This window comes from Winogradskyella rapida (assembly GCF_042675845.1).
Lineage (GTDB): Bacteria > Bacteroidota > Bacteroidia > Flavobacteriales > Flavobacteriaceae > Winogradskyella > Winogradskyella rapida.
Map to the genome: position 1 here is coordinate 2101021 of NZ_JBHTKM010000063.1, position 21580 is coordinate 2122600.

19 protein-coding genes are annotated in these 21580 nt (G+C 35.0%); 16 read left to right on the top strand and 3 right to left on the bottom strand.

What is annotated here, in order from left to right:
• Window positions 1–39: 39 nt before the first annotated feature.
• Together ACFQ13_RS16310 and ACFQ13_RS16315 are read left to right on the top strand one after the other, a co-directional pair.
• On the top strand, window positions 40–1131 hold the full coding sequence (locus ACFQ13_RS16310; protein WP_386119231.1) for an acyloxyacyl hydrolase: 1092 nt from the start codon (window positions 40–42) through the stop codon (window positions 1129–1131).
• Complete coding sequence (locus tag ACFQ13_RS16315) at window positions 1128–1874, top strand: head GIN domain-containing protein (RefSeq protein ID WP_386119234.1); 747 nt, start codon at window positions 1128–1130, stop codon at window positions 1872–1874. Before ACFQ13_RS16310 ends, ACFQ13_RS16315 begins: the two co-directional genes overlap by 4 nt.
• 16 nt (window positions 1875–1890) lie before the next feature.
• Here ACFQ13_RS16315 and gldA read toward each other — a convergent pair whose 3' ends face one another.
• Window positions 1891–2787 carry a gliding motility-associated ABC transporter ATP-binding subunit GldA gene (gene gldA, locus ACFQ13_RS16320; protein WP_386119236.1) on the bottom strand — a complete coding sequence of 299 codons (897 nt, stop codon included), beginning with the start codon at window positions 2785–2787 and terminating at the stop codon, window positions 1891–1893.
• Between the two features lie 361 nt (window positions 2788–3148).
• Between gldA and ACFQ13_RS16325 the strand changes: the two genes are divergently transcribed.
• From ACFQ13_RS16325 to ACFQ13_RS16385, 13 genes are all read left to right on the top strand, one after another.
• The gene (locus ACFQ13_RS16325) at window positions 3149–3976 is read left to right on the top strand and encodes a prephenate dehydratase (RefSeq protein WP_386119238.1); all 828 of its coding nucleotides are present in this window, start codon (window positions 3149–3151) and stop codon (window positions 3974–3976) included.
• Window positions 3973–5115, top strand: coding sequence for a pyridoxal phosphate-dependent aminotransferase (locus tag ACFQ13_RS16330; protein WP_386119239.1), 1143 nt, complete (start codon window positions 3973–3975; stop codon window positions 5113–5115). Before ACFQ13_RS16325 ends, ACFQ13_RS16330 begins: the two co-directional genes overlap by 4 nt.
• A 47-nt stretch (window positions 5116–5162) precedes the next feature.
• Window positions 5163–6014 (top strand): prephenate dehydrogenase, encoded by an 852-nt coding sequence (locus ACFQ13_RS16335; protein WP_386119241.1) that lies wholly within the window; start codon window positions 5163–5165, stop codon window positions 6012–6014.
• 23 nt (window positions 6015–6037) lie between these two features.
• The gene (locus ACFQ13_RS16340; RefSeq protein ID WP_114308551.1) at window positions 6038–7120 is read left to right on the top strand and encodes a bifunctional 3-deoxy-7-phosphoheptulonate synthase/chorismate mutase type II; all 1083 of its coding nucleotides are present in this window, start codon (window positions 6038–6040) and stop codon (window positions 7118–7120) included.
• An 89-nt stretch (window positions 7121–7209) separates the two neighbouring features.
• The gene (rsgA, locus tag ACFQ13_RS16345) at window positions 7210–8160 is read left to right on the top strand and encodes a ribosome small subunit-dependent GTPase A (RefSeq protein WP_386119244.1); all 951 of its coding nucleotides are present in this window, start codon (window positions 7210–7212) and stop codon (window positions 8158–8160) included.
• A gap of 45 nt (window positions 8161–8205) precedes the next feature.
• Window positions 8206–8658, top strand: coding sequence for a D-aminoacyl-tRNA deacylase (gene dtd, locus ACFQ13_RS16350; protein ID WP_386119246.1), 453 nt, complete (start codon window positions 8206–8208; stop codon window positions 8656–8658).
• A gap of 258 nt (window positions 8659–8916) precedes the next feature.
• Window positions 8917–10728: a DUF3857 domain-containing protein gene (locus ACFQ13_RS16355; RefSeq protein ID WP_386119248.1), complete on the top strand. Its 1812-nt coding sequence runs from the start codon at window positions 8917–8919 to the stop codon at window positions 10726–10728.
• Between the two features lie 45 nt (window positions 10729–10773).
• A complete protein-coding gene (locus ACFQ13_RS16360) occupies window positions 10774–12726 on the top strand; it encodes a transglutaminase domain-containing protein (protein WP_386119250.1) in 1953 nt (650 codons plus the stop codon).
• A gap of 1 nt (window position 12727) precedes the next feature.
• Window positions 12728–13054, top strand: a complete 327-nt coding sequence (locus ACFQ13_RS16365; RefSeq protein ID WP_386119252.1) for a nucleotide pyrophosphohydrolase — start codon at window positions 12728–12730, stop codon at window positions 13052–13054.
• 33 nt (window positions 13055–13087) lie between these two features.
• Window positions 13088–14323, top strand: coding sequence for a 3-phosphoshikimate 1-carboxyvinyltransferase (locus ACFQ13_RS16370; RefSeq protein ID WP_386119254.1), 1236 nt, complete (start codon window positions 13088–13090; stop codon window positions 14321–14323).
• Between the two features lie 214 nt (window positions 14324–14537).
• Window positions 14538–15587, top strand: a complete 1050-nt coding sequence (gene queA, locus ACFQ13_RS16375; protein ID WP_386119256.1) for a tRNA preQ1(34) S-adenosylmethionine ribosyltransferase-isomerase QueA — start codon at window positions 14538–14540, stop codon at window positions 15585–15587.
• Window positions 15588–15678: 91 nt separating this feature from the next.
• Window positions 15679–16719 (top strand): 23S rRNA (adenine(2503)-C(2))-methyltransferase RlmN, encoded by a 1041-nt coding sequence (rlmN, locus tag ACFQ13_RS16380; protein WP_386119258.1) that lies wholly within the window; start codon window positions 15679–15681, stop codon window positions 16717–16719.
• 74 nt (window positions 16720–16793) lie between these two features.
• On the top strand, window positions 16794–17855 hold the full coding sequence (locus tag ACFQ13_RS16385) for a T9SS type A sorting domain-containing protein (protein WP_386119260.1): 1062 nt from the start codon (window positions 16794–16796) through the stop codon (window positions 17853–17855).
• 169 nt (window positions 17856–18024) lie between these two features.
• Here ACFQ13_RS16385 and ACFQ13_RS16390 read toward each other — a convergent pair whose 3' ends face one another.
• Window positions 18025–18945, bottom strand: a complete 921-nt coding sequence (locus ACFQ13_RS16390; protein WP_386119262.1) for a T9SS type A sorting domain-containing protein — start codon at window positions 18943–18945, stop codon at window positions 18025–18027.
• A 662-nt stretch (window positions 18946–19607) separates the two neighbouring features.
• A complete protein-coding gene (locus tag ACFQ13_RS16395; protein ID WP_386119264.1) occupies window positions 19608–20432 on the bottom strand; it encodes a T9SS type A sorting domain-containing protein in 825 nt (274 codons plus the stop codon).
• A 142-nt stretch (window positions 20433–20574) separates the two neighbouring features.
• Here ACFQ13_RS16395 and ACFQ13_RS16400 point away from each other — a divergent pair, with 142 nt between their 5' ends.
• A complete protein-coding gene (locus tag ACFQ13_RS16400; protein ID WP_386119266.1) occupies window positions 20575–21552 on the top strand; it encodes a polyprenyl synthetase family protein in 978 nt (325 codons plus the stop codon).
• Window positions 21553–21580: the final 28 nt, after the last annotated feature.

Genomic DNA, 21580 nt, shown 5'->3' on the forward strand with positions numbered 1-21580 from the left:
TTGTAATTATTGATTACTTTAGCGGCTTAATCCTTAGCAATGCGAAATTTTTTTAGTGCCGTTTTAATAGTCTTGTCCTTAGTGAGTTTTGGACAAGAAAAAAAACAGTACGGTTATGTTGACTTTAATTATTTCGGCGGAAATATAGCACTGCACAACAACGACATTCTTCATCTTATTACTGGGCATCCTGAAGGGGTTTTGCTAAGTTATAACCAACAAACCTTTGGCGAGAAAGTTTGGCAACAGCGCTATAATTATCCAGATTATGGGGCGTCATTTATGTACCAGGATTTTAAGAACAATACCTTAGGTAAAAGTTATGGCCTTTACGCGCATTATAATTTTTACTTTTTTAAACGGCATATGATGCTGCGTTTGGCTCAAGGATTAGCCTACAATACCAATCCTTACGATAAGATTAGTAATCCTAAGAATATAGCCTTTGGTTCTGATGTTTTAAGCTCTACCTATCTGATGCTTAATTATAAAAAAGATCGCATTTTTAAACACTTTGGTTTACAGGCCGGCCTTTCTCTTGTTCATTATTCCAACGCTAATGTAAGAGCACCTAATACAAGTGTGAATACTGTAGCCTTCAATGTGGGGATGACTTACCAAATTCATCAAAATACGCCTGATTATATAAAAAATGAAGACGAAGAGATATTTACAGAACCGGTAAAGTATAATGTGGTCTTTCGTTCAGGTATTAATGAGAGTGACGTTATTGGTAGCGGACAATTTCCCTTCTATGTTGTCTCCGCTTATGCCGATAAACGTTTAAGCGCTTTAAGTGCAATTCAGTTTGGTGCCGATGTGTTTTTCTCTCAATTTCTGAAAGAATTGATCTACTACCAATCGGTATCGTTCCCTGAAGAAAATGTTCAAGGAGATGAAGATTATAAGCGTGTCGGACTTTTTGCAGGACATGAGTTGTTTATCAATAAAATGTCCGTCGTTACCCAATTGGGATATTACGTATACTACCCTTATGATTTTGAAGGCCGGACCTATTTTAGAGTGGGCTTAAAACGTTATTTTGGTCAACGTGTTTTTGGAGCCATTACTTTAAAGTCTCATGGGGCAAAGGCAGAAGCTGTAGAATTTGGAATCGGTTTAAGATTATGAAAAAACTTATCTACATATTAGGAATTGTGTTGTGCTTTGCTTGTAATAGTGAGGAGGTAAACGATTGCTTTCAAACTTCTGGTGATTTGGTGCAACAGGAAATTATGGTACCGAGTTTTGAAGGTATTATAGTGCATAGAGATGTTGAAGTTGTTATAAAACAAGCCGAAAATTATAAAGTTACCGTAGAAACCGGTGAGAATCTAATGCCCGATATTAAGGTTGAGGTGGTGGATAATCAATTGATATTAACGGATAATAATACCTGTAATTACTTTAGGGCTTACGGTTTAACAAAAGTGTTTGTTGAAGCTCCAGATTTAAAAACCATAAGATCTTCAACACAGTATGATATTTCTTCAGATGGTCTCTTGCAATATGAAGCGTTGAATTTGATTTCTGAAAGTTATAATGTTGAAAGTGAATTTACCATAGGCGATTTTAGATTGGAAATTAATTCAGAAGAACTCCATATTATCTCCAATAATTTAGCCTTCTTTTATATGGAAGGAACTGTTGAAAATTTGGATATCGGTTTTTTTTCCGGCGCAGGTCGTTTTGAAGGCGCTAATTTAGTAGCCCAACAGGTTAACGTTTACCATCGTGGAAGTAATGATATGGTTGTAAATCCGCAGTTGTCCTTAACAGGGCAAATAAAAGGAACCGGGCATTTAATTGCTGTAAACCAACCTTTAGCGGTTGATGTAGAACGTTTTTACACCGGTCAGTTATTTATAGAGTAGGGCCTAATCCTTAGCGCTATGACTTAGTTAAATCTTGAAATAAACTTTCTAAAGTAGCATTCTTCTGATTCAGTTGTAATATTTTCAACTCATTATCATGGGCAAAATCAAAGACATGAGAACGCATGTCTTCTTTTGTGTTAAAGGTAATTTCATAAACAAAGCCATAGGTATTGGTTACAGACTTTACTTTTGGCAATCTTAATAAAAAAGCATCTTCCACTCTAAAATCAAACTCTACAATGACCACTTGTTCTTGACCATCTCTAAGATCTTTTAAATATTTGTCGGCAACAACTTCACCTTTATTTATAATAATCACACGGTCGCACATAGCTTCAACCTCTTGCATAATATGCGTAGATAAGAAAACCGTTTTCTCCTTCCCAATCGTTCTAATTAAGTTTCTAATGTCTATAAGTTGGTTAGGATCTAACCCTGTTGTGGGTTCATCTAAAATTAAAACTTCAGGGTCGTGCAATAAGGCATTGGCCAAACCAACGCGTTGACGGTAACCTTTAGAAAGCTGTGCAATTTTTTTATGAGCTTCAGGCTCTAATCCTGTTAGTTTAATAACTTCGTCTATTCTAGATTTTGGAGCACCATACACATTGGCGTTAAAGTTTAAATACTCCTTAACGTAAAGTTCGGTGTAAAGCGGATTGTGTTCTGGGAGGTAACCAACGCTTGCTTGAACCTCTTTTTTAGCCGTGTTAACATCAAAACCATTAACCGTAGCAGTACCTTCAGAGGCCTGTATATAGGTGGTTAAGATTTTCATCATGGTAGATTTTCCAGCACCATTTGGTCCTAAAAAACCAACAATTTCAGCATCTTTGACCTTGAAAGAGACCTCGTTAAGTGCTTTCTGATCTTTGTAGAATTTCGTGATGTTTGAGACTTCAATAGACATAGAAATAGAATTTATTCAAAAGTAGTTATTTCCGAATATTGTAATGCAATTATTGTTAAATCTTTAAAATATTAAATTTATTCAGAAAAAAACAATACAACAATTTTGATTTGTAAAAATAATAATTACATTAGCCTTATAATTAAAATTGCCCACCTAAGTGGACCCTTAAGATGAACATATCTAGAGCATATTATAACTGGTTTTATTTCTTTTTTAGCTAAAGGAACGAGACTGAGTATGTTTTATTTAAAATATAGTATTTAAAGTCTCGATCTAATCGAGACTTTTTTTGTTTAAAACCTTTTTGAAGTGAAAGCCTCCTAAATTTTTTAAGCCTGTAGAATTAAAAAAAATAATTGTGAAAAAACCAATCGCCATACAAGGAGTAAAAGGATCATTTCATCATGAAGTGGTTTGTAACTATTTTGATAATCAGTCTGATGTTGTGGAGTGTATGACCTTTGATACGGTGATTAAAACGTTATTGGATGAGGCTTCTGATGAAATTGTAATGGCTTTAGAAAACTCTATTGCAGGATCTATTATTCCAAATTATGCTTTAATTGATAACAACCATTTAAGTATTGTTGGGGAGTACTATTTAGATATTCAGCACCAATTAATGGCGCTTAATAATCAGGCTATAGAAGATATTAAAGAAGTGCATTCGCACCCAATGGCCTTATTACAATGTAAGGCTTTTTTTAAAGCGTATCCGCATATAAAATTGGTTGAAGCTAAAGATACCGCAGAGGTTGCAAGACAAATTTCGGAGCAACAATTAAAAGGAATTGCCGCTATAGCGAGTAAAACGGCAGCAGCGCTTTACGGCTTAAATATTTTAGCGCAGAGTATCCAAACCATAAAAGAAAATGAAACACGCTTTGTTATTGTAAAGCGGGTTCAGGATAATAATAACCAAGCGCTTATTAATAAAGCGTCCTTTAAGTTTGAATTAGAACACAAACGTGGCAGTTTAGCTAGCTTACTCAATGTATTAAGTGATTGCCAACTGAACCTCACTAAAATTCAATCTTTACCAAAAATTGATACACCATGGAAGTATGCGTTTTTTGTGGATGTGACTTTTGACGCGTATAAAAATTACGAAAAAGCGAAGTCCATAATGACCATTATGGCTGAGAATTTTAAAGTATTAGGAGAATATAAAAATGCAAAACGATGATTGAAGTTGCAAAACGTTTACAAAAAGTTGAAGAATACTACTTTTCTAAAAAGCTAAAAGAAGTTGCATTTTTAAAATCGCAAGGGAAGCCTATAATTAATTTGGGTATTGGAAGTCCAGATTTAGAGCCTCCATTTAAAGCTTCAATGATGCTTCAAGATAGTTTAATGGAGCCTGAAGCGCATCAGTATCAGAGTTATCAAGGCTTGCCAGAATTAAGAGATGCTATTGCTAGTTTTTATAATAAGCATTTTCAAGTGCACTTAAGTGGGCAAACGGAGGTCTTACCTTTAATGGGAAGTAAAGAGGGGATTATGCATATCTCTATGGCATTTTTAAATAAAGGAGATAAGGTTTTAATTCCTAATCCAGGCTATCCAACTTATGCGGCAGTAACAAAATTGTTAGAAGCAAAACCGGTCATGTATGATTTAAAAGCCGACCGTAATTGGGAACCCGATTTTAGTGCTTTAGAACGTTTAGATCTTAGCCGTGTTAAAATTATGTGGATAAATTATCCGCATATGCCAACTGGAGCTAATGCAACGAATAAGTTTTATGATAAGGTGATTGCCTTTGGTAAACGTCACGATATTTTAATTGTAAACGATAATCCTTACAGTTTTATACTTAATGACAAGCCTAATAGCATTATGAGGTACAGAGATGCTAAAGACGTTTGTTTAGAGTTAAACTCCTTAAGTAAAACCTTTAATATGGCCGGGTGGCGTGTTGGGATGTTAGTGGGGAAATACGATTTTGTAAATGCGGTATTACGAGTAAAAAGTAATATGGATTCTGGAATGTTCTTCGGAATACAAAAAGGGGCTATTGAGGCTTTAAAATGTTCTGATATCTGGTTTAAAAGTTTAAATAGTGTTTATCAAAGACGAAGAGCTTTGGTCTATAAATTGGCACAAGCTTTAAATTGTACCTATGATGACGAAGCTACGGGAATGTTTGTGTGGGCAAAATTGCCACCTCATATAAAATCTGAAGAATTTACAGATTTAGTCTTAAAAGAACATTCCTTATTTATAACACCAGGAACCGTATTTGGAAGCAATGGAGAAGGTTATGTGCGGTTTTCATTATGTGCGGAAGAAGACCTTATTGAAGAGGCTATTGCAAGAGTATAAGGACCTAAAGGTCGTGTGGCCTTAGGACGAAACAAAGAGAAAAAAAAGTGAAAAATATATTTATAATAGGAACTGGTTTAATTGGAGGAAGTTTTGCCTTAGATATAAAAGCATTACACCCTGATTGTAAGGTTTTCGGAATTGATACAACTGAAGCACATCTTGATGAAGCTTTAGCTTTAGGAATCATCGATGAGAAAGCAGATTTTGAGGCGTTGCATAAAGCAGATGTCGTTATAATTGCTATTCCTGTAGATGCAACCTTAAAAGTTTTACCAGAAGTTTTAGATCGGGTTTCAGATGATGCCATCGTTTTTGATGCGGGCTCTACCAAAGAAGATATTTGTGCGGTGGTAAAATCGCACCCTAAGCGTCGTAATTATTTAGCGGTGCATCCTATAGCAGGTACAGAGCATTCTGGCCCTAAAGCGGCCATAAAAGACTTGTATAAACACAAGACCAATATTATTTGTGAAGTAGAAGAGACGGCCTTTAAGTTGCAAGAGAAAGCCTTAAAGTTGTTTTCAGATTTGGGTATGCGTATTCGTTATATGAATCCTAAGGCTCACGATAAGCATATTGCTTATGTGTCGCATTTATCGCATATCAGTGCGTTTATGTTAGGTAAAACCGTTATTGATAAAGAGCGTAATGAACGCGATATTTTTGATATGGCTGGTAGTGGATTTGCAAGTACGGTGCGTTTAGCAAAAAGTTCCCCTGCGATGTGGTCGCCAATTTTTAACCAAAATAAAACCAATGTGGTTGAAGCTTTAGATGAATATATTAATAATTTAAAGCATTTTAAAGAACTTATGGAAGCCCAAGATTTTAACGAGGTTTTTAATGAGATGGAAAAAACAAATTATATTAAAGAGATATTAAAAGGAATTCAATAGTAATTAGATTAAAAAAAGCAAAAATGGAAAACACGAAAGAAATGAGAACATGGTTAGATGATATGAAGTTAAATCATCCCTTGGTTATTGCCGGGCCATGCAGTGCGGAAACAGAAGAGCAAGTCTTAAAAATAGCTCATGAGCTAAAAGATACAGATGTTAATTACTATAGAGCAGGAATTTGGAAACCAAGAACACGTCCAGGAAACTTTGAAGGTGTTGGAGCCTTAGGTTTAAAGTGGTTGCAAAAGGTAAAGGCAGAAACAGGATTAAAAACAGCAACGGAAGTGGCTAATAGAAATCATGTAGAGCTTGCTTTAGAACACGATGTAGATTTATTGTGGATTGGTGCCCGTTCTACTGTAAGTCCTTTTATTATGCAAGAAATTGCTGATGCTTTAAAAGGAACTGATAAGGTGGTTTTAGTTAAAAATCCTGTAAATCCAGACTTAGCCTTATGGTTAGGAGGTATTGAAAGATTACACAGTGCCGGAATCAAAAATTTAGGTGCTATTCACAGAGGGTTTTCAACCTACGAAAAATCAAAATATAGAAATATTCCAGAATGGCAATTGGCTATTGAATTTCAGAATAGGTTCCCAGACTTACCTTTAATTAATGACCCATCGCATATTACCGGAAAGCGCGATATGATTTTAGATGTTTCTCAAACGGCCTTAGATCTTAATTTTGATGGCTTAATGATAGAAACGCATTTCGATCCGGATAACGCTTGGAGTGATGCTGCACAGCAAGTAACGCCTAAGAGCCTCGTGCAGATTATGAACGACTTAAAGATTAGAAAAGAGTCAGATCCGGAAGCTGAGTACAATTCAGAATTAAATAATCTTAGAGCACAGATTGATGTGGTCGATAATCAGATTATTGATTTGTTAGGAAAACGTATGAAAGTTGCTGACGGTATTGGAAAACTTAAAAAGCAGAAAAACGTTGCGGTTTTACAAAACAAACGTTGGAATGAGATTCTAGGAAATATGGTTCTAGAAGGCGAATCTAGAGGCTTAAGCGAAGAATTTGTTTTACGTATGTTTAAAGCTATTCACCAAGAATCCATAAACCACCAAGAGAAAATCGTAAAAGATTAACTCAAGATTTTTTAATTTAAAGAAGGGTTCGCAAATTTTGCGAGCCTTTTTTTTACGATATTAAAACAATATTATTCATCTTTGTAGTAATGACAGGAACAGTATATAAATCTACGGGCAGTTGGTACACTGTAAAAACTTTAAATGGTAAATTCTATGAATGTAGAATTAAAGGCCGTTTCAGATTGGAGGGTATTAAAAGTACCAACCCAATTGCTGTTGGTGATAAAGTCGCCTTTTCTCTAGAGACTAAGAATAATACAGAAACAGGCGTCATTAATCGTATTGAAGAACGTAAAAACTATATTGTTCGTAAGTCGGTTAACCTATCTAAGCAAACCCATATTATTGCGTCTAATATTGATCAGGTGTTTTTATTGGTTACTATAGATAGTCCACCAACATCGACCAGTTTTATAGATCGTTTTTTGGTTACTGCAGAAGCGTATTCTATTAAAACCGTCTTGTTGTTTAATAAAGTAGATACCTACTCTGAGGAGACGTTATTTGAAGTGAAATACTTGGCGAGTATATACCGTGCTATTGGCTACGAGTGCGTTGGTATTTCTGCAGCTACAGGGAAAAATATAGATAAGGTAAAAACCTTAATGGAAGGTAAGGTCAGTATGTTTGCTGGGCATTCTGGCGTTGGGAAATCAACTTTAGTCAATGCTATAGAGCCAACTTTAGATTTAAAAACCAAAGCCATTTCAGAACAACATAAACAAGGGCAGCATACTACAACCTTTGCAGAGATGTTCGATTTAGGGTTTGATGCCAAAATTATAGATACTCCGGGGATTAAAGGTTTTGGTGTTGTAGATATGGAGAAAGAAGAGGTTGGGGATTATTTTCCTGAGTTTTTCGCCCTTAAACAAGACTGTAAGTTTAATAATTGTATTCATCTTAATGAGCCTAAATGTGCCGTAAAGGATGCTTTAGAAAACGATGAAATCTCCTATTCAAGATACCGTAGTTACCTTCAAATTTTAGAAGGTGAAGATGAGCATTACCGAACCGATAATTGGGATGAGGCCTAGTATAGCCTAACACAGTGTTCCCCGTAAGAAAAACTTGTTTTATTTATGAAAATAGTGATACAGAGAGTTTCTGAAGCTTCAGTAGTTATTAACACCAAAGAAGTAGCGGCCATACAAAACGGACTTTTGGTACTTCTTGGTATTGAAAATGAAGATACCCAAGACGATATCGATTGGTTGTGTAATAAAATCATTAATCTTCGTGTCTTTCCAGATGAGAATGCTGTGATGAATAAATCACTTAAAGCAGTCGATGGCGATGTTATTGTGGTGAGTCAGTTTACGCTACATGCGAGCACGAAAAAAGGCAACCGTCCAAGTTATATAAAAGCAGCCAAACCCGATGTAGCCATTCCTCTATACGAGGCTTTTGTTAAAACACTTCAAAATGGATTAGAAAAACCTGTACAAACCGGAGCGTTTGGTGCCGATATGAAAGTGCATTTGGTTAATGATGGTCCGGTAACACTTATTATAGATTCTAAGCATAGGGTGTAGCTAAACTATTTCGGAGCTTCAGTGATAAGGCAGTATAAGAAAGATTTATTAAGATTCTTTTTAGATTATCGCTTGTCCATTTAAATTTTTTACGGATAATTTGAGAGTTGTAATAACATTCTTATATTGTGCTTCTAAATCCGTCAAAATCAACTCATGCCTACTATCCGCTTAAAGTCCCAATCGCTTTTCCTATTTTTAATATTTATATCTTATTTCGCTTTTTCGCAGTCCGAGAGTGTTTATAACGCTTCAGCGGTGTCTTTAGACTTAATTGAAGACGCTAATGCTATAGTGCGTTATGATAAGCAATTAATAGAAATTAATGCCATTGATGAAATGGTGGTTCACACCAAACGTATTGTCACAGTTTTTAATAAATACGGTGATTCTCATGCAAATTCTTTAGAGTTTTATAGCGATAACGCAAGCATTAAAAGTATTGAAGCTAGAATTTATGACAGTAGAGGGGAAGAAATTAAGAAAATTAAAAAAAATGACTTTATAGATAATAGTGCTGTAAGTGGTGGAACCTTGTATTCTGATAGTCGTATAAAATATTACGATTATACGCCGGTAAGTTACCCGTATACTATTGAGTATAATTCTGAAGTTAAGCATTCAAGTACTGCTTTTATTCCGCAATGGCGCCCAATTGATGGTTATTATTTAGGGATTGAATATGCGGAATATCAGATTGAGAATAATTCCCAAATTCCACTACGTTTAAAGAAGCAAAATTTTGAAGGTAATAAAGTAGATGAGGTGTCTGAATTTCATTATAAAATAGAAGATTTACCAGCAATTGACTACGAAGCTTATAGTCCGTCTTTAGTCACATTTACACCCAACATAAAACCAGCCCTTACAAAGTTTAATATGAATGGCGTAGAAGGGGTGAATAACAACTGGAAAGATTTTGGAAAATGGGTTTATGGAGAGCTTTTAAGCGGAACGGATGAGTTACCTCAAGAAGCTATTGATGATGTTAAAAAACTTACAGAAGGTGTAGAAGATAAAGTAGAACGCGCCAAATTGGTCTATAAATATATGCAAGACAGAACCCGTTATATCAGTGTTCAGATTGGTATTGGAGGGTGGAAACCAATGATGGCCGATGATGTTAATGACCTTGGTTATGGCGATTGTAAAGGGTTAACCAATTATACCAAAGCCTTATTAGAAGCTGTAGATGTACCGGCCTATTATACCTTAGTATACGGGAGTCGTGATATCTTAAACATTGATCGTGAATTTTCATCAGCTCAAGGAAACCATGCGATACTTTGTGTGCCTAATGGCGAAGAAAATATCTTTTTAGAATGTACCAGCCAAACTAATCCTTTTGGATTTTCAGCAGGATGGACCGATGATAGAGATGTGCTATTAGTAAAGCCTGAAGGTGGAGAAATTGTACGAACTAAAGCCTACGATGCGGATGATAGTGTACAGCATACCGCTGCAACTATAGACTTAGATAGCCAAGGCGGATTTACAGCACAGGTGGCTATTACTTCTACCGGTTATCAATACGGTAGACACGAGGGGATAGGAGAAAAATCAGTGAGAGATCAGCACATCTATTATAAAGAATATTGGGGTGATATTAACAACCTTAGTATAGATGCCATTAATATCAGTAATGATAAAACCAACGTGGTATATACTGAAGACTTAAATCTATCGGCTAGTAATTATGCCTCTATAAGTGGAACGCGCCTTATTTTACAACCTAATTTTTTTAATAAAGTTACGGGGATTCCACCGCGTTATAGAGAACGCACTTTAGAATTTGAAATTGATCGTTCATTTAAAGATACAGACGAGTTTATCATTCAATTGCCAGAAGGGTTAAAAGTAGAAGCTATGACGGACTCTAAAGAAGTAACAAGCAAATTTGGGACCTACAGTTTTAAACTTGAAATTTTAGATGCCAATAGACTAAAGTACACAAGAACCTTCTCTTTATTAAAAGGAAAGTACCAAAAAGACGATTATAAAGCCTTTAGAGATTTTAGAAAACAGATTGTGAAACTCGATAAAAGTAAAATAGTACTGACTAAAGCCTAAACCCAAACAAAACACAAATCCAAAAAACCAACCAAACAAAACAACATGAAGCAAGTATTAACGGCCCTGATATTTATAATGAGCTTAACCTATAGCAATGCTCAAGATTATGATTTTGGCAAAATTTCTAAAGCAGAACTACAAGAAAAATTTCATCCTAAAGATTCAGCGGCACCTGCAGCTATTTTATATCGTAAAGAAGAGATTCGCTTTTTCTATTCCAATAATGAAGGGTTTATACAAGAGCGTGAGATGCATATGCGTATTAAGGTTTATAATAAAGATGGATTTGATTGGGCAACTAAAAAAGTCTATTTGTATCAAGGGACGAATCAGCGTGAACAAATTACAGGGATAAAAGGTTTTAGTTATAACCTTGTTAATGGAAAAATTGAAAAGGAAAAGCTAAAAAGTGATGGTAAATTTGAAGAAGATTATAACGACTACACAAAAATAAGTTCTTTTACTATGCCTAGCGTTAAGGAAGGGACTGTTATAGAATATAAGTATAAAGTATCATCGCCAAGAATTAGTATTGATGATATTCTTTTTCAGTTTTCAGTACCTGTTAACAAATTAGAAGTAACTGTGGGTACACCAGAATATTATGTGTATAACAAGCAGCTTAATCTAAGAGCTAAGTTTGTACCTCAAATAGAGGAGACCTTTAAAAATACGAAAGTTCCATTTGAATACAGGATTAATATTTTAGCTATAAATGAAGACAATATTCCAGCGATTAGAGAAGAGGCTTTTTCGGGGAGCATCAGCAATTATAGAAGTAAAATGGCTTTAGAGCTTACGGCGACTTTAAATAACATGAAACAATTAACCCGATCTTATACGACGAGCTGGGAAGATGTATCTAAAACCATTTATGAAAGCGATCATTTTGGGGGACAATTGGGGAAATTCAGCATTTATAAAGAGGACTTAGATAAGGCACTTGCAGGGATAGAAGGTGATTTTGAAAAGGCTTTTGCTGTGGAGAAATTGGTGAAGTCTAAAGTGAAATGGAATGAAGGCTATGGTAAATACACCTCAAAAGGGGTAAGAGGCGCTTATAAAGAAGGTGAAGGTAATAGTGCAGATATTAACCTTATGATGGTTTCTATGTTACGATCTCAAGGTGTAAATGCCAATCCGGTATTAGTAAGTACAAGAAATAATGGTATTCCACTATTTCCTACGCGAGAAGGTTTTAATTATGTTATTTGTAGTGTGCAAAGTGGTGACGCCCAATTATTGTTAGATGCTACTGAAGAGTACAGCACGGAAAACGTGTTACCAACACGTGTATTAAATTGGCAAGGACGCTTAATTGAAAATAATAAAGTGTCTCGCTGGATTCCTTTACAGCCTAAAAAAATGTCGGTATCGGCAGCAATGCTTAATGTTTCTATTAACGACGATTTTTCTATTTCAGGAAAACTATCTAAGCAACTTACAAATTACAATGCGTATTTCTACAGAAATAGATATGCGAAAATTACGAGTGAAGACCATATGAAGTCTTTAGAAAAGGATAAAGGAGATATTGAGATTAATGAACTTACGTTTAATAATGCCGATGACGTATCAAAGCCGGTTAAAATAAGTTATGAATACGAACTTTCTGATGGTATTGATGAAGTAGGTGATAAGCTATATTTTTCACCATTATTCTTCTTAGCCACCAAAGAGAATCCGTTTAAATTAGATGAACGTGAGTATCCTGTAGATTTCGTGATTCCTAATTCAGACAAATACATGGTCAATATTATGTTGCCAGAAGGTTATAAGGTAGAGTCCTTACCAAATTCTGAAGCTGTAGCGTTTAAAGATGCTAATGTTAAGTTTTCTTACCTCGTAAAACAAAATGGAAATTTTATTCAGCTTAAAGCCCAATTAGATATCGTTAATCCTTTAATTTTGCCTTCAGACTACAAAGATTTTAAAGCCTTTTATGGTAAAATTGTAGAAAAGCAAGCAGAACAAATTGTATTAACTAAAGTTTAAAATGGATATTAAAAACGCACAAAAGGAAGTTGATGATTGGATTAAGGCTCATGGAGTAAGATACTTTAATGAGCTTACCAATATGGCACAACTCACGGAAGAAGTTGGGGAAGTGGCTAGGATTATTGCGAGACGTTACGGTGAGCAAAGCGAAAAAGAAAGCGATAAAGACAAAGATCTAGGAGAGGAACTTTCTGATGTTTTATTTGTGGTTTTATGCTTAGCCAACCAAACCGGAATTGATTTACAAGCGGCTTTTGATAAAAAATTAGATTTAAAAACCAAACGAGATCATAACAGACATCATAATAATGATAAATTAAAGTAGTTTTGTAGCTTCAATTTATTATTACAATTTACTATGGACATCAGTATCCAAAAATCAAAGCTAAAGAACCATCAAACCGTTCAAATTACAGGATCTAAAAGCGAGTCTAATCGTCTTTTATTGCTTCAAGCCTTATATCCTCAAATTCGTATTGAAAACTTATCGAATTCAGACGACTCTGAGGTCATGCAAAAAGCTTTGATTTCTGAAGACACATGTATTGATATTCATCATGCCGGAACCGCAATGCGATTTTTAACGGCTTACTTTTCAATTCAGAAGGGAAGAGAAACCGTTATTACAGGATCTCAAAGGATGAAAGAGCGTCCAATACAAATATTAGTCGAGGCTTTAAAAACCTTAGGTGCTGATATTAGTTATCTTGAAAATGAAGGTGTGCCGCCATTAAAAATTATTGGTAAAGAGCTAACAAAAAGTAAAGTGGCCCTAGAAGCTAATGTAAGTAGTCAGTACATTTCGGCTTTAATGCTTATCGCTTCAAAATTAGAAAATGGCTTAGAGTTAACCTTAAATGGTAAGATTACTTCTGTACCTTATATTAATATGACCTTGAGTTTATTAAATAGTATAGGAATAGAAACGACCTTTAAAGATCAGGTGATAACCGTGCAACCGGCACCAAAAACCATTGCAGAACAAACCTTAACGGTAGAGTCAGATTGGTCTTCGGCATCTTATTTTTATAGCCTTATTGCCTTAAGTGATGTGGGGACAGAAATTACAATAGCCTCTTATAAACAAGAAAGTTTACAAGGCGATTCAGTCTTAGCAGATATTTATAAAAGTTTTGGGGTAAGCACGCAATTTAAAGGACATGCTATAACGTTAAAGAAGGAAAGCATTGTAGAGGCTAGCGTTAAAATAGAACGCGACCTTAAAAATGCACCAGATATTGCGCAAACTATTGCAGTTACAGCATTTGGCTTAGGTTTAGAATGTTTTATGGAAGGCCTACATACTTTAAAAATTAAAGAAACGGATCGTTTGGTGGCACTTAAAACGGAATTAGAAAAGTTAGGTGCAGACGTTATTATTACGGATAAAACCTTACATCTAAAAGCCTCTGAAAGTATCAACTCCAATGTAAAAATACCAACCTATAACGATCATAGAATGGCTATGGCTTTTGCCCCTTTAGGATTAAAAGTGCCATTAGTTATAGAGGATGCCAATGTGGTGAGTAAATCTTATCCTGAATTTTGGAAAGATTTAGAAACTATTGGCTTTCAATGGGCCAAAAAGGCATAAGAATTTGGGCCGCTTTTAGACCTTGCAATATCAGTAAGACCCTTGTTGTAAAGTAAAATAAACCTTTATTTACTTGACAAGGCCTATGTTGAGATTGTATATTTGCAGTTCGAGATAAAATTACAGATTTGAAACCTAAAGAAGGGAGAAGCAAAGTCTTCTTATATGCCTATTGAAGTTTCATTTTATTCAATTAATCTATTAAAACTAATACATGAAATTATCCCACTTTAATTTTGAGCTTCCAGATGAATTATTAGCAGAACACCCTGCAGAACACAGAGATGAAGCAAGATTGATGGTGTTAAATAGAGCAGAACAAACTATTGAACACAAACAATTTAAAGATATTATAGATTATTTTGATGAAGGTGATGTAATGATCATGAATGATACCAAGGTGTTTCCAGCACGTTTATTTGGTAACAAAGAAAAAACGGGTGCGCGTATTGAGGTTTTCTTACTGCGTGAGCTTAACCAAGAACAACGTCTTTGGGATGTGTTAGTAGATCCAGCACGTAAAATTAGAATAGGAAATAAACTTTACTTTGGTGATGACGAAACTTTAGTTGCTGAGGTTATAGATAACACAACCTCTAGAGGTAGAACTTTACGTTTCTTATACGATGGGTCTTATGCTGATTTTAGAGCAAAATTAACGGAACTTGGAGAAACACCATTACCTAAGTATATTAACAGAGAGGTAGAGCCAGAAGACGAAGAGCGCTACCAAACAATATATGCTAAAAATGAAGGTGCAGTAGCCGCGCCAACAGCAGGGATGCACTTCTCTAAACATTTATTAAAGCGTTTAGAAATTAAAGGTATAAAAACAGCAGAGGTAACTTTACATGTGGGATTAGGAACCTTTAATCCTGTTGAAGTAGAAGATTTGTCTAAACATAAAATGGACAGTGAAGAAATTATTATTAACAAGCAAGCTGCAGATATTGTTAATGATGCTATTGAAAATAAAAAACGTGTGTGTGCCGTGGGGACAACATCGATGCGAACCATAGAAAGTTCTGTATCTTCTAACGGGCGCTTAAATGAGTTTGAAGGATGGACCAACAAGTTTATCTTCCCGCCATACGATTTTAGCATTGCCAATTGTATGATTACTAATTTTCATACGCCAAAATCTACTTTATTGATGATGACTTCAGCCTTTGCAGGTCACGATTTTATAAAGAGAGCCTATGAAGAAGCGGTAAAAGAAAAATATAAATTCTACTCTTACGGTGATGCCATGTTAATCATCTAATCGTAGGTAATAGAATCATAAAAAAGTCTCTTCATTGAGGCTTTTTTTATTTATAACAAAATCAAAATTCATTTAAGTACTTTTGCATAAGATGGAAGTAAAAAAGAAAGATATACGCGCCTTAACAAAAGAACAACTCAGAGAATTCTTTGTAAAACAAGGAGATAAGGCTTTTAGAGGCAATCAGGTTTACGAGTGGCTATGGCAAAAATCGGCCTATAGTTTTGAAGATATGACTAACATATCTTTAGAAACACGGCAAATGCTAGAAGCTAATTTTGTAATTAATCATATTAAGGTAGATCAGATGCAACGTAGCGCTGATGGTACTATTAAAAATGCCGTTAGGTTACATGACGATTTAATTGTAGAATCTGTTTTAATTCCTACAGCAACAAGAACGACGGCTTGTGTGTCGTCTCAAGTGGGTTGTAGTTTAGATTGTAGGTTTTGTGCAACCTCACGTTTAAAGCGCATGCGAAACCTAAATCCAGATGAAATCTACGATCAGGTTGTCGCTATTGATAACGAGAGTCGTCTTTACCATAACAGGCCTTTGAGTAATATTGTATTTATGGGAATGGGAGAACCGTTAATGAACTACAATAATGTTCTTAAAGCCATAGATAAAATAACATCAGCAGAAGGCTTGGGGATGTCTCCAAAGCGTATTGTTGTTTCTACCTCTGGGGTGCCAAAGATGATAAGAAAGATGGCCGATGATAAGGTGAAATTTAAATTAGCCGTTTCCCTACACTCTGCTATCGATGAGATCCGTACATCTATTATGCCATTTAATGCAACGTTTCCGCTTAATGATTTAAGGGAAGCCCTACAATATTGGTATGCAGCCACTAAAAATAGAATTACTTATGAGTATGTGGTTTGGGATAAAATAAATGATAAACGTAAGGATGCAGAAGCCTTGGTAGAGTTTTGCAAGTTTGCACCAAGTAAAGTCAATTTAATAGAATACAATCCTATAGATGATGGGGAGTTTCAACAAGCTAATTCTAAAGCGATAGATATGTATGTGTCAGTGTTAGAGGCTCATAATATAACAGTTACCGTAAGGCGTAGTCGCGGTAAAGATATTGATGCCGCTTGTGGGCAGCTGGCTAATAAAAGTTAAAGTGTTTTTATTCTTTTTTCTTACAAAATATTTGCTATATCTTTCGCTTTAACTTAAAAAAAAAACGATTTATTATGAGAACAAAACTACTTTTTAGTTTTTTATTTGCAACTAGCCTAACGGCATTTTCTCAGACTTTTACGTCTGAAAATTTTGATGGTTTAACCATTGGTAACGTCTCAGAAGACCTTACAGGTGCTACTGCCGGACAAGGAGGGCTTTATATCTATGGAACAAATGGTGATGCGCCTTCAACAACAACTAATTCTGCTGCAACGAACTTTCAGGTAGTTGCTTCTGGATATAATGGAACTCAAGGAGTTCAATTTACTACTCCTAATGGAAATGGTGGTATTAATTACTTATTTGATGTTATTGCCACTGATTGGACATCGAGAACTGTTGGGAATGATATTGTTGAGGTTGAATTTGATTTTTATACAGGTAGTACAACGAGTTTAGCGCCTTTTAGGGCTTCTGTATTTGCGGATAGTGCAGGTTCGACTTACGAAGCCGTAGCCGTGGAGTTTGATCCATCTACGATGGTCCTTTCTGGTGTGGCAAATTTATCTGTAAATGGTGTTGTTGGGCTTTACGGGTTGAGCTTGGGGGCAAATAATTCTGATTTGGTTTTGCCAGCTAATACGTGGTTAACAATAGGGATGTCATATAATTCGGTAACAGGAGAATTAAGATGGAAGTCGAATTATAACAATGTTAATGTTAGTTTTGGTGATGCCGCTAATGTTATTACAGGAATGGTGCCAGGTGAATTTGATTTTTATAGTTTCGGTGTTGATTTAAATACTGTTGCAGCTTCTTATGTTATTGATAATTATTCTGTTAGAGCAACGGCTACAGATCAGTTACTAGGTTTAGATGATGTTGCTGAATTAGAACTTTCTAGTGTTTTTGTTTATCCGAATCCTGCAAAAGAGTCAATTACATTATCAACTGATGTTTCAGTAAGAAGCGTTGAAATTTATAATAACTTAGGGCAAGTTGTATTACAGAAGAACTCTAATTTTAGCAATACAAATACATTTGATATTTCTAACCTAACTTCAGGAGTTTATATTATGACTATTAACTCAACTGATGGAGCTTCACAAACGAAGAGATTTATAAAAGAATAATTTATCTACGTTAAGATATCCTATAACAGAGCGCTTAGATTTTAAGCGCTCTGTTTCGTTTATATCAATGGGACTTATACTTATTATTCACAGTGGAGGATATTTAAATACGAAGCATAAAAAAAAGCGGCAAGTGCCGCTTTTTATTTTTTGAAGGAATTAATTAGTGTTAATTCTTCGAGAATTTAATGGTCTCAGTAGATCCGTTAACACTAACCTTAGCTAAATACACTCCACTACTTAATTTAGAAACATCTATAGCTTCAGTTGTACTTGTTAATGATTTAGAAATTACCTTATTTCCTAAAAGTGAATATATTTCTACATTTGTAAATGGTGAATTTACAGTTTCAATATTAAAGGTTTTAGTTGTTTGATCATAAAAATGTGATACTTTATCTTTAGAATAATCTTCAACAGAAAGTTCTTCGTTATTGATTCTTATGTTATCAATATAGGCATCACCACCATAGTTGTCATGAATAAATCTTATACTAGTAAGGTTATAATTACTAATTAAAGTCGCTTGTCCTATTTCAACATCATCTAAATAGTAGGTCGCATTAGTTCCAGAGACTTCAACTCTAACGTTATACCATGTGTTAATTGCCCATGTTGAAAGATTTTCGTAGCCTGTAGCAGTAGAATTTACAACTCTAACATTGTTTTCCCAATCAAATTCAACTAGAAAGACATTAAAGAGATCTCCTACTGCATCTTCTCCAAGAGCTGAGAATCTAAAATTAGAAAGACCTGCTGCCGTGGCATATATATCAAAGGAAATAGTGGCATCTGAATAAGTTACAGGTGTCGCTAAATCATAAAACCCACCCAATATTGGGCCAGCTTGAGTACCATAATTCGTGTCAGGTGTAATTTTAAATGAATAGGTCCCGTCAGAAGCTTGTTCGTTTGAAATTAGTTGCGTACTAAGATTACAATCTGTTCCACATGGCGTAGAAATCCATCCACTTTGTCCATGTATATCTCCTAAGGTAAAGCCTTCTGCACTTTCAAAAGAAATAGTTTGTTGTGCTGAAAGCCCCAATGAGAGCAATGAGCAAATTGATAAAAAGGTAATTTTTTTCATTTGTTTTAAGTTTTAAGTTTGATTGGCCTAAAACTACATTATTTCTTAATAAATCAAAGCTAATGTGGCGAATTTGAATCCTATTATGCCTTGTGCTGAATTGGTTTTAAGAGTTAAAAATAAGATAAAAGTGATGTGTTAAGACTGTGAATGAGGACTTTAGATTTAATTGATTGCTGTTGATTCTTTGTGTAAAATATTTTATAAGAATGACGTTAGGAGTATTTTGAAAATGTCCATGCATTTTAAATTTTTCGGTGTTTAGATTAAAGGGTGACGTTGTGCCGTCTATAGTCTTAAGTTTTCCGCTTTACAGAAAGTTTAACAAGACGCTATAAGGCTTTGTGGTTTAGTAGCCAGTAGGAGTGTATAGTGCGCTCTGAAATTATTCTTGTTTTATTTTGAAGGGATATTGCGCCATGCCAGGCCTTATTCCTTTCTACGGTGTAATGACGTTGTCTGTTATAGGGCAAATTGGAGATCTAGGGTTAGTCTAATGGTATATCATATACTTGAGGTTTGGCTATCGCAAAGCGTAATTAAAGATAACAAGCTATAGTTTATTAGGAGGTGACGATTTTTAAAACAAATGGATTAAGAGGTAGTGTTAAACATAAAAAAAAGCGGCAAATTGCCGCTTTTTTCTATAATAGATTGTTTTATTAACTTTTAATAAACTTAATGGTCTTAGACTGACCGTTAATTTTAATCTCTGCTAAATAGATCCCATTTGTTAGGGCTGATAAGTTAATAGATTCATCAGCTTTTGATAATGATTTAGACATTACATTTTGTCCCAAAACAGAATGGATATCAAGACTTGTTAAAACACTTGTGCTAGACTTTAAATTTAACGTCGTAGAATTGTTGTCGTAATAATAAGTAAAGGTGTTACTATTAAATTCATCGACGCTTAAAGTCTCTGCTGTTACCGTTAGATCATCTATTGATATATAATCTTGGTCAACGCTATCCCAATGTCTAAAGGCAATATAAACTTCAGATTCACCTGCTAAACTGCTAATATCTAATGATTTATTTTCAGGCGTTCCTAGGTCGTCTTCCGTACCTAACGTTTCGGTCATTGAAGTTGTGGAAGTTAATAATGTAGCAATATCACTACTAGTACCAACATGTATACTGTACGTTTCTTGGTCCCAACTTGCTGAAGCAACCTGAGTGATCCATTCTACGGATATTGCACCGCTAGCAGCACTTAAATCTATAGCAGGAGATATAGCCCAGTTGTCAGGTGTTAACGCAACAGATTGCCACGATCGCGAAATCAGAGATACTGGAGTTGCAGCTTGGCCTAGCTCATTGGTAATAACAAAAGCATCCCCCCAATTGTTGGTGTCTCCATCAGAATCAATTAAGGTCCAATCGGATATATCTTCATCATTAAAATCATCTGACCAAACGACTTCTTGAGCATTTGCTGTGCTGTACAACGCGATAACGCAAAATAATAGAGTAATTTTTTTCATATAATTATAGTTTTAAGATTAATGCTATTAAATTACAAATATTTATTGGTTTTTAGTGTTAAAAAAGCATTATTCAGTTTTTACTAATTTGCAACCATGATAATTCGTAATATTGCAATAGCAGCGCGTATTTTAGAATAAAATGAAAATAACTGAACAAATAAAACAACCCATTGCTTATGAGATGGAGCTTTTTGAACAAAAGTTTCAGCTCTCTATGGCAAGTAAAGTGGCGCTACTCAATAGAATAACCCATTATATTGTTAACCGAAAAGGAAAACAAATGCGACCTATGTTTGTGTTTTTGGTCGCTAAAATGATGAATAACGGTGAGGTAAGTGAACGTACTTACAGAGGGGCTTCGGTTATTGAGCTTATTCATACGGCAACTTTGGTTCATGACGATGTGGTGGATGATAGTAACCGCAGGCGAGGTTTCTTTTCTATTAATGCGCTTTGGAAAAATAAAATTGCCGTTCTTATCGGTGATTTTTTATTGTCTAAAGGGCTGCTACTCTCCATTGATAATAATGATTTTGATCTTTTAAAAATTATTTCTGTTGCGGTAAGAGAAATGAGTGAAGGCGAATTACTTCAGATTGAAAAAGCCAGACAATTAGATATTACCGAAACTGTTTATTACGAAATTATCCGACAAAAAACAGCCACCTTAATTGCCGCTTGCTGTAGTTTGGGCGCCGCTTCTGTAAAGCCAAATTCGCCAGAAGTAGAAGCGATGCGAAAGTTTGGAGAATTGATAGGGATGGCTTTTCAGATTAAAGATGACCTCTTTGATTATGGAGATGATGCCATAGGGAAGCCTACCGGAATAGATATTAAAGAACAGAAAATGACCTTGCCGCTAATCTATGTGCTTAATCATTGCACAAAAAAGGAAAAGTCTTGGCTAATTAATTCCGTTAAAAACCATAATATGGATAAGAAGCGGGTTAAAGAAGTCATTGCTTTTGTAAAAGAAAAAGGAGGCTTAGAATATGCCGTTGCAAAAATGAAAGCATTTCAAAAAGAGGCTTTAGATATCTTGGCCACCTATACAGATTCAGCTTATAAAGCGTCACTAAAACTTATGGTGGACTACGTAATTGACAGAAAAAAATAAACTTTATACTACTGTATTATAGGGTTTT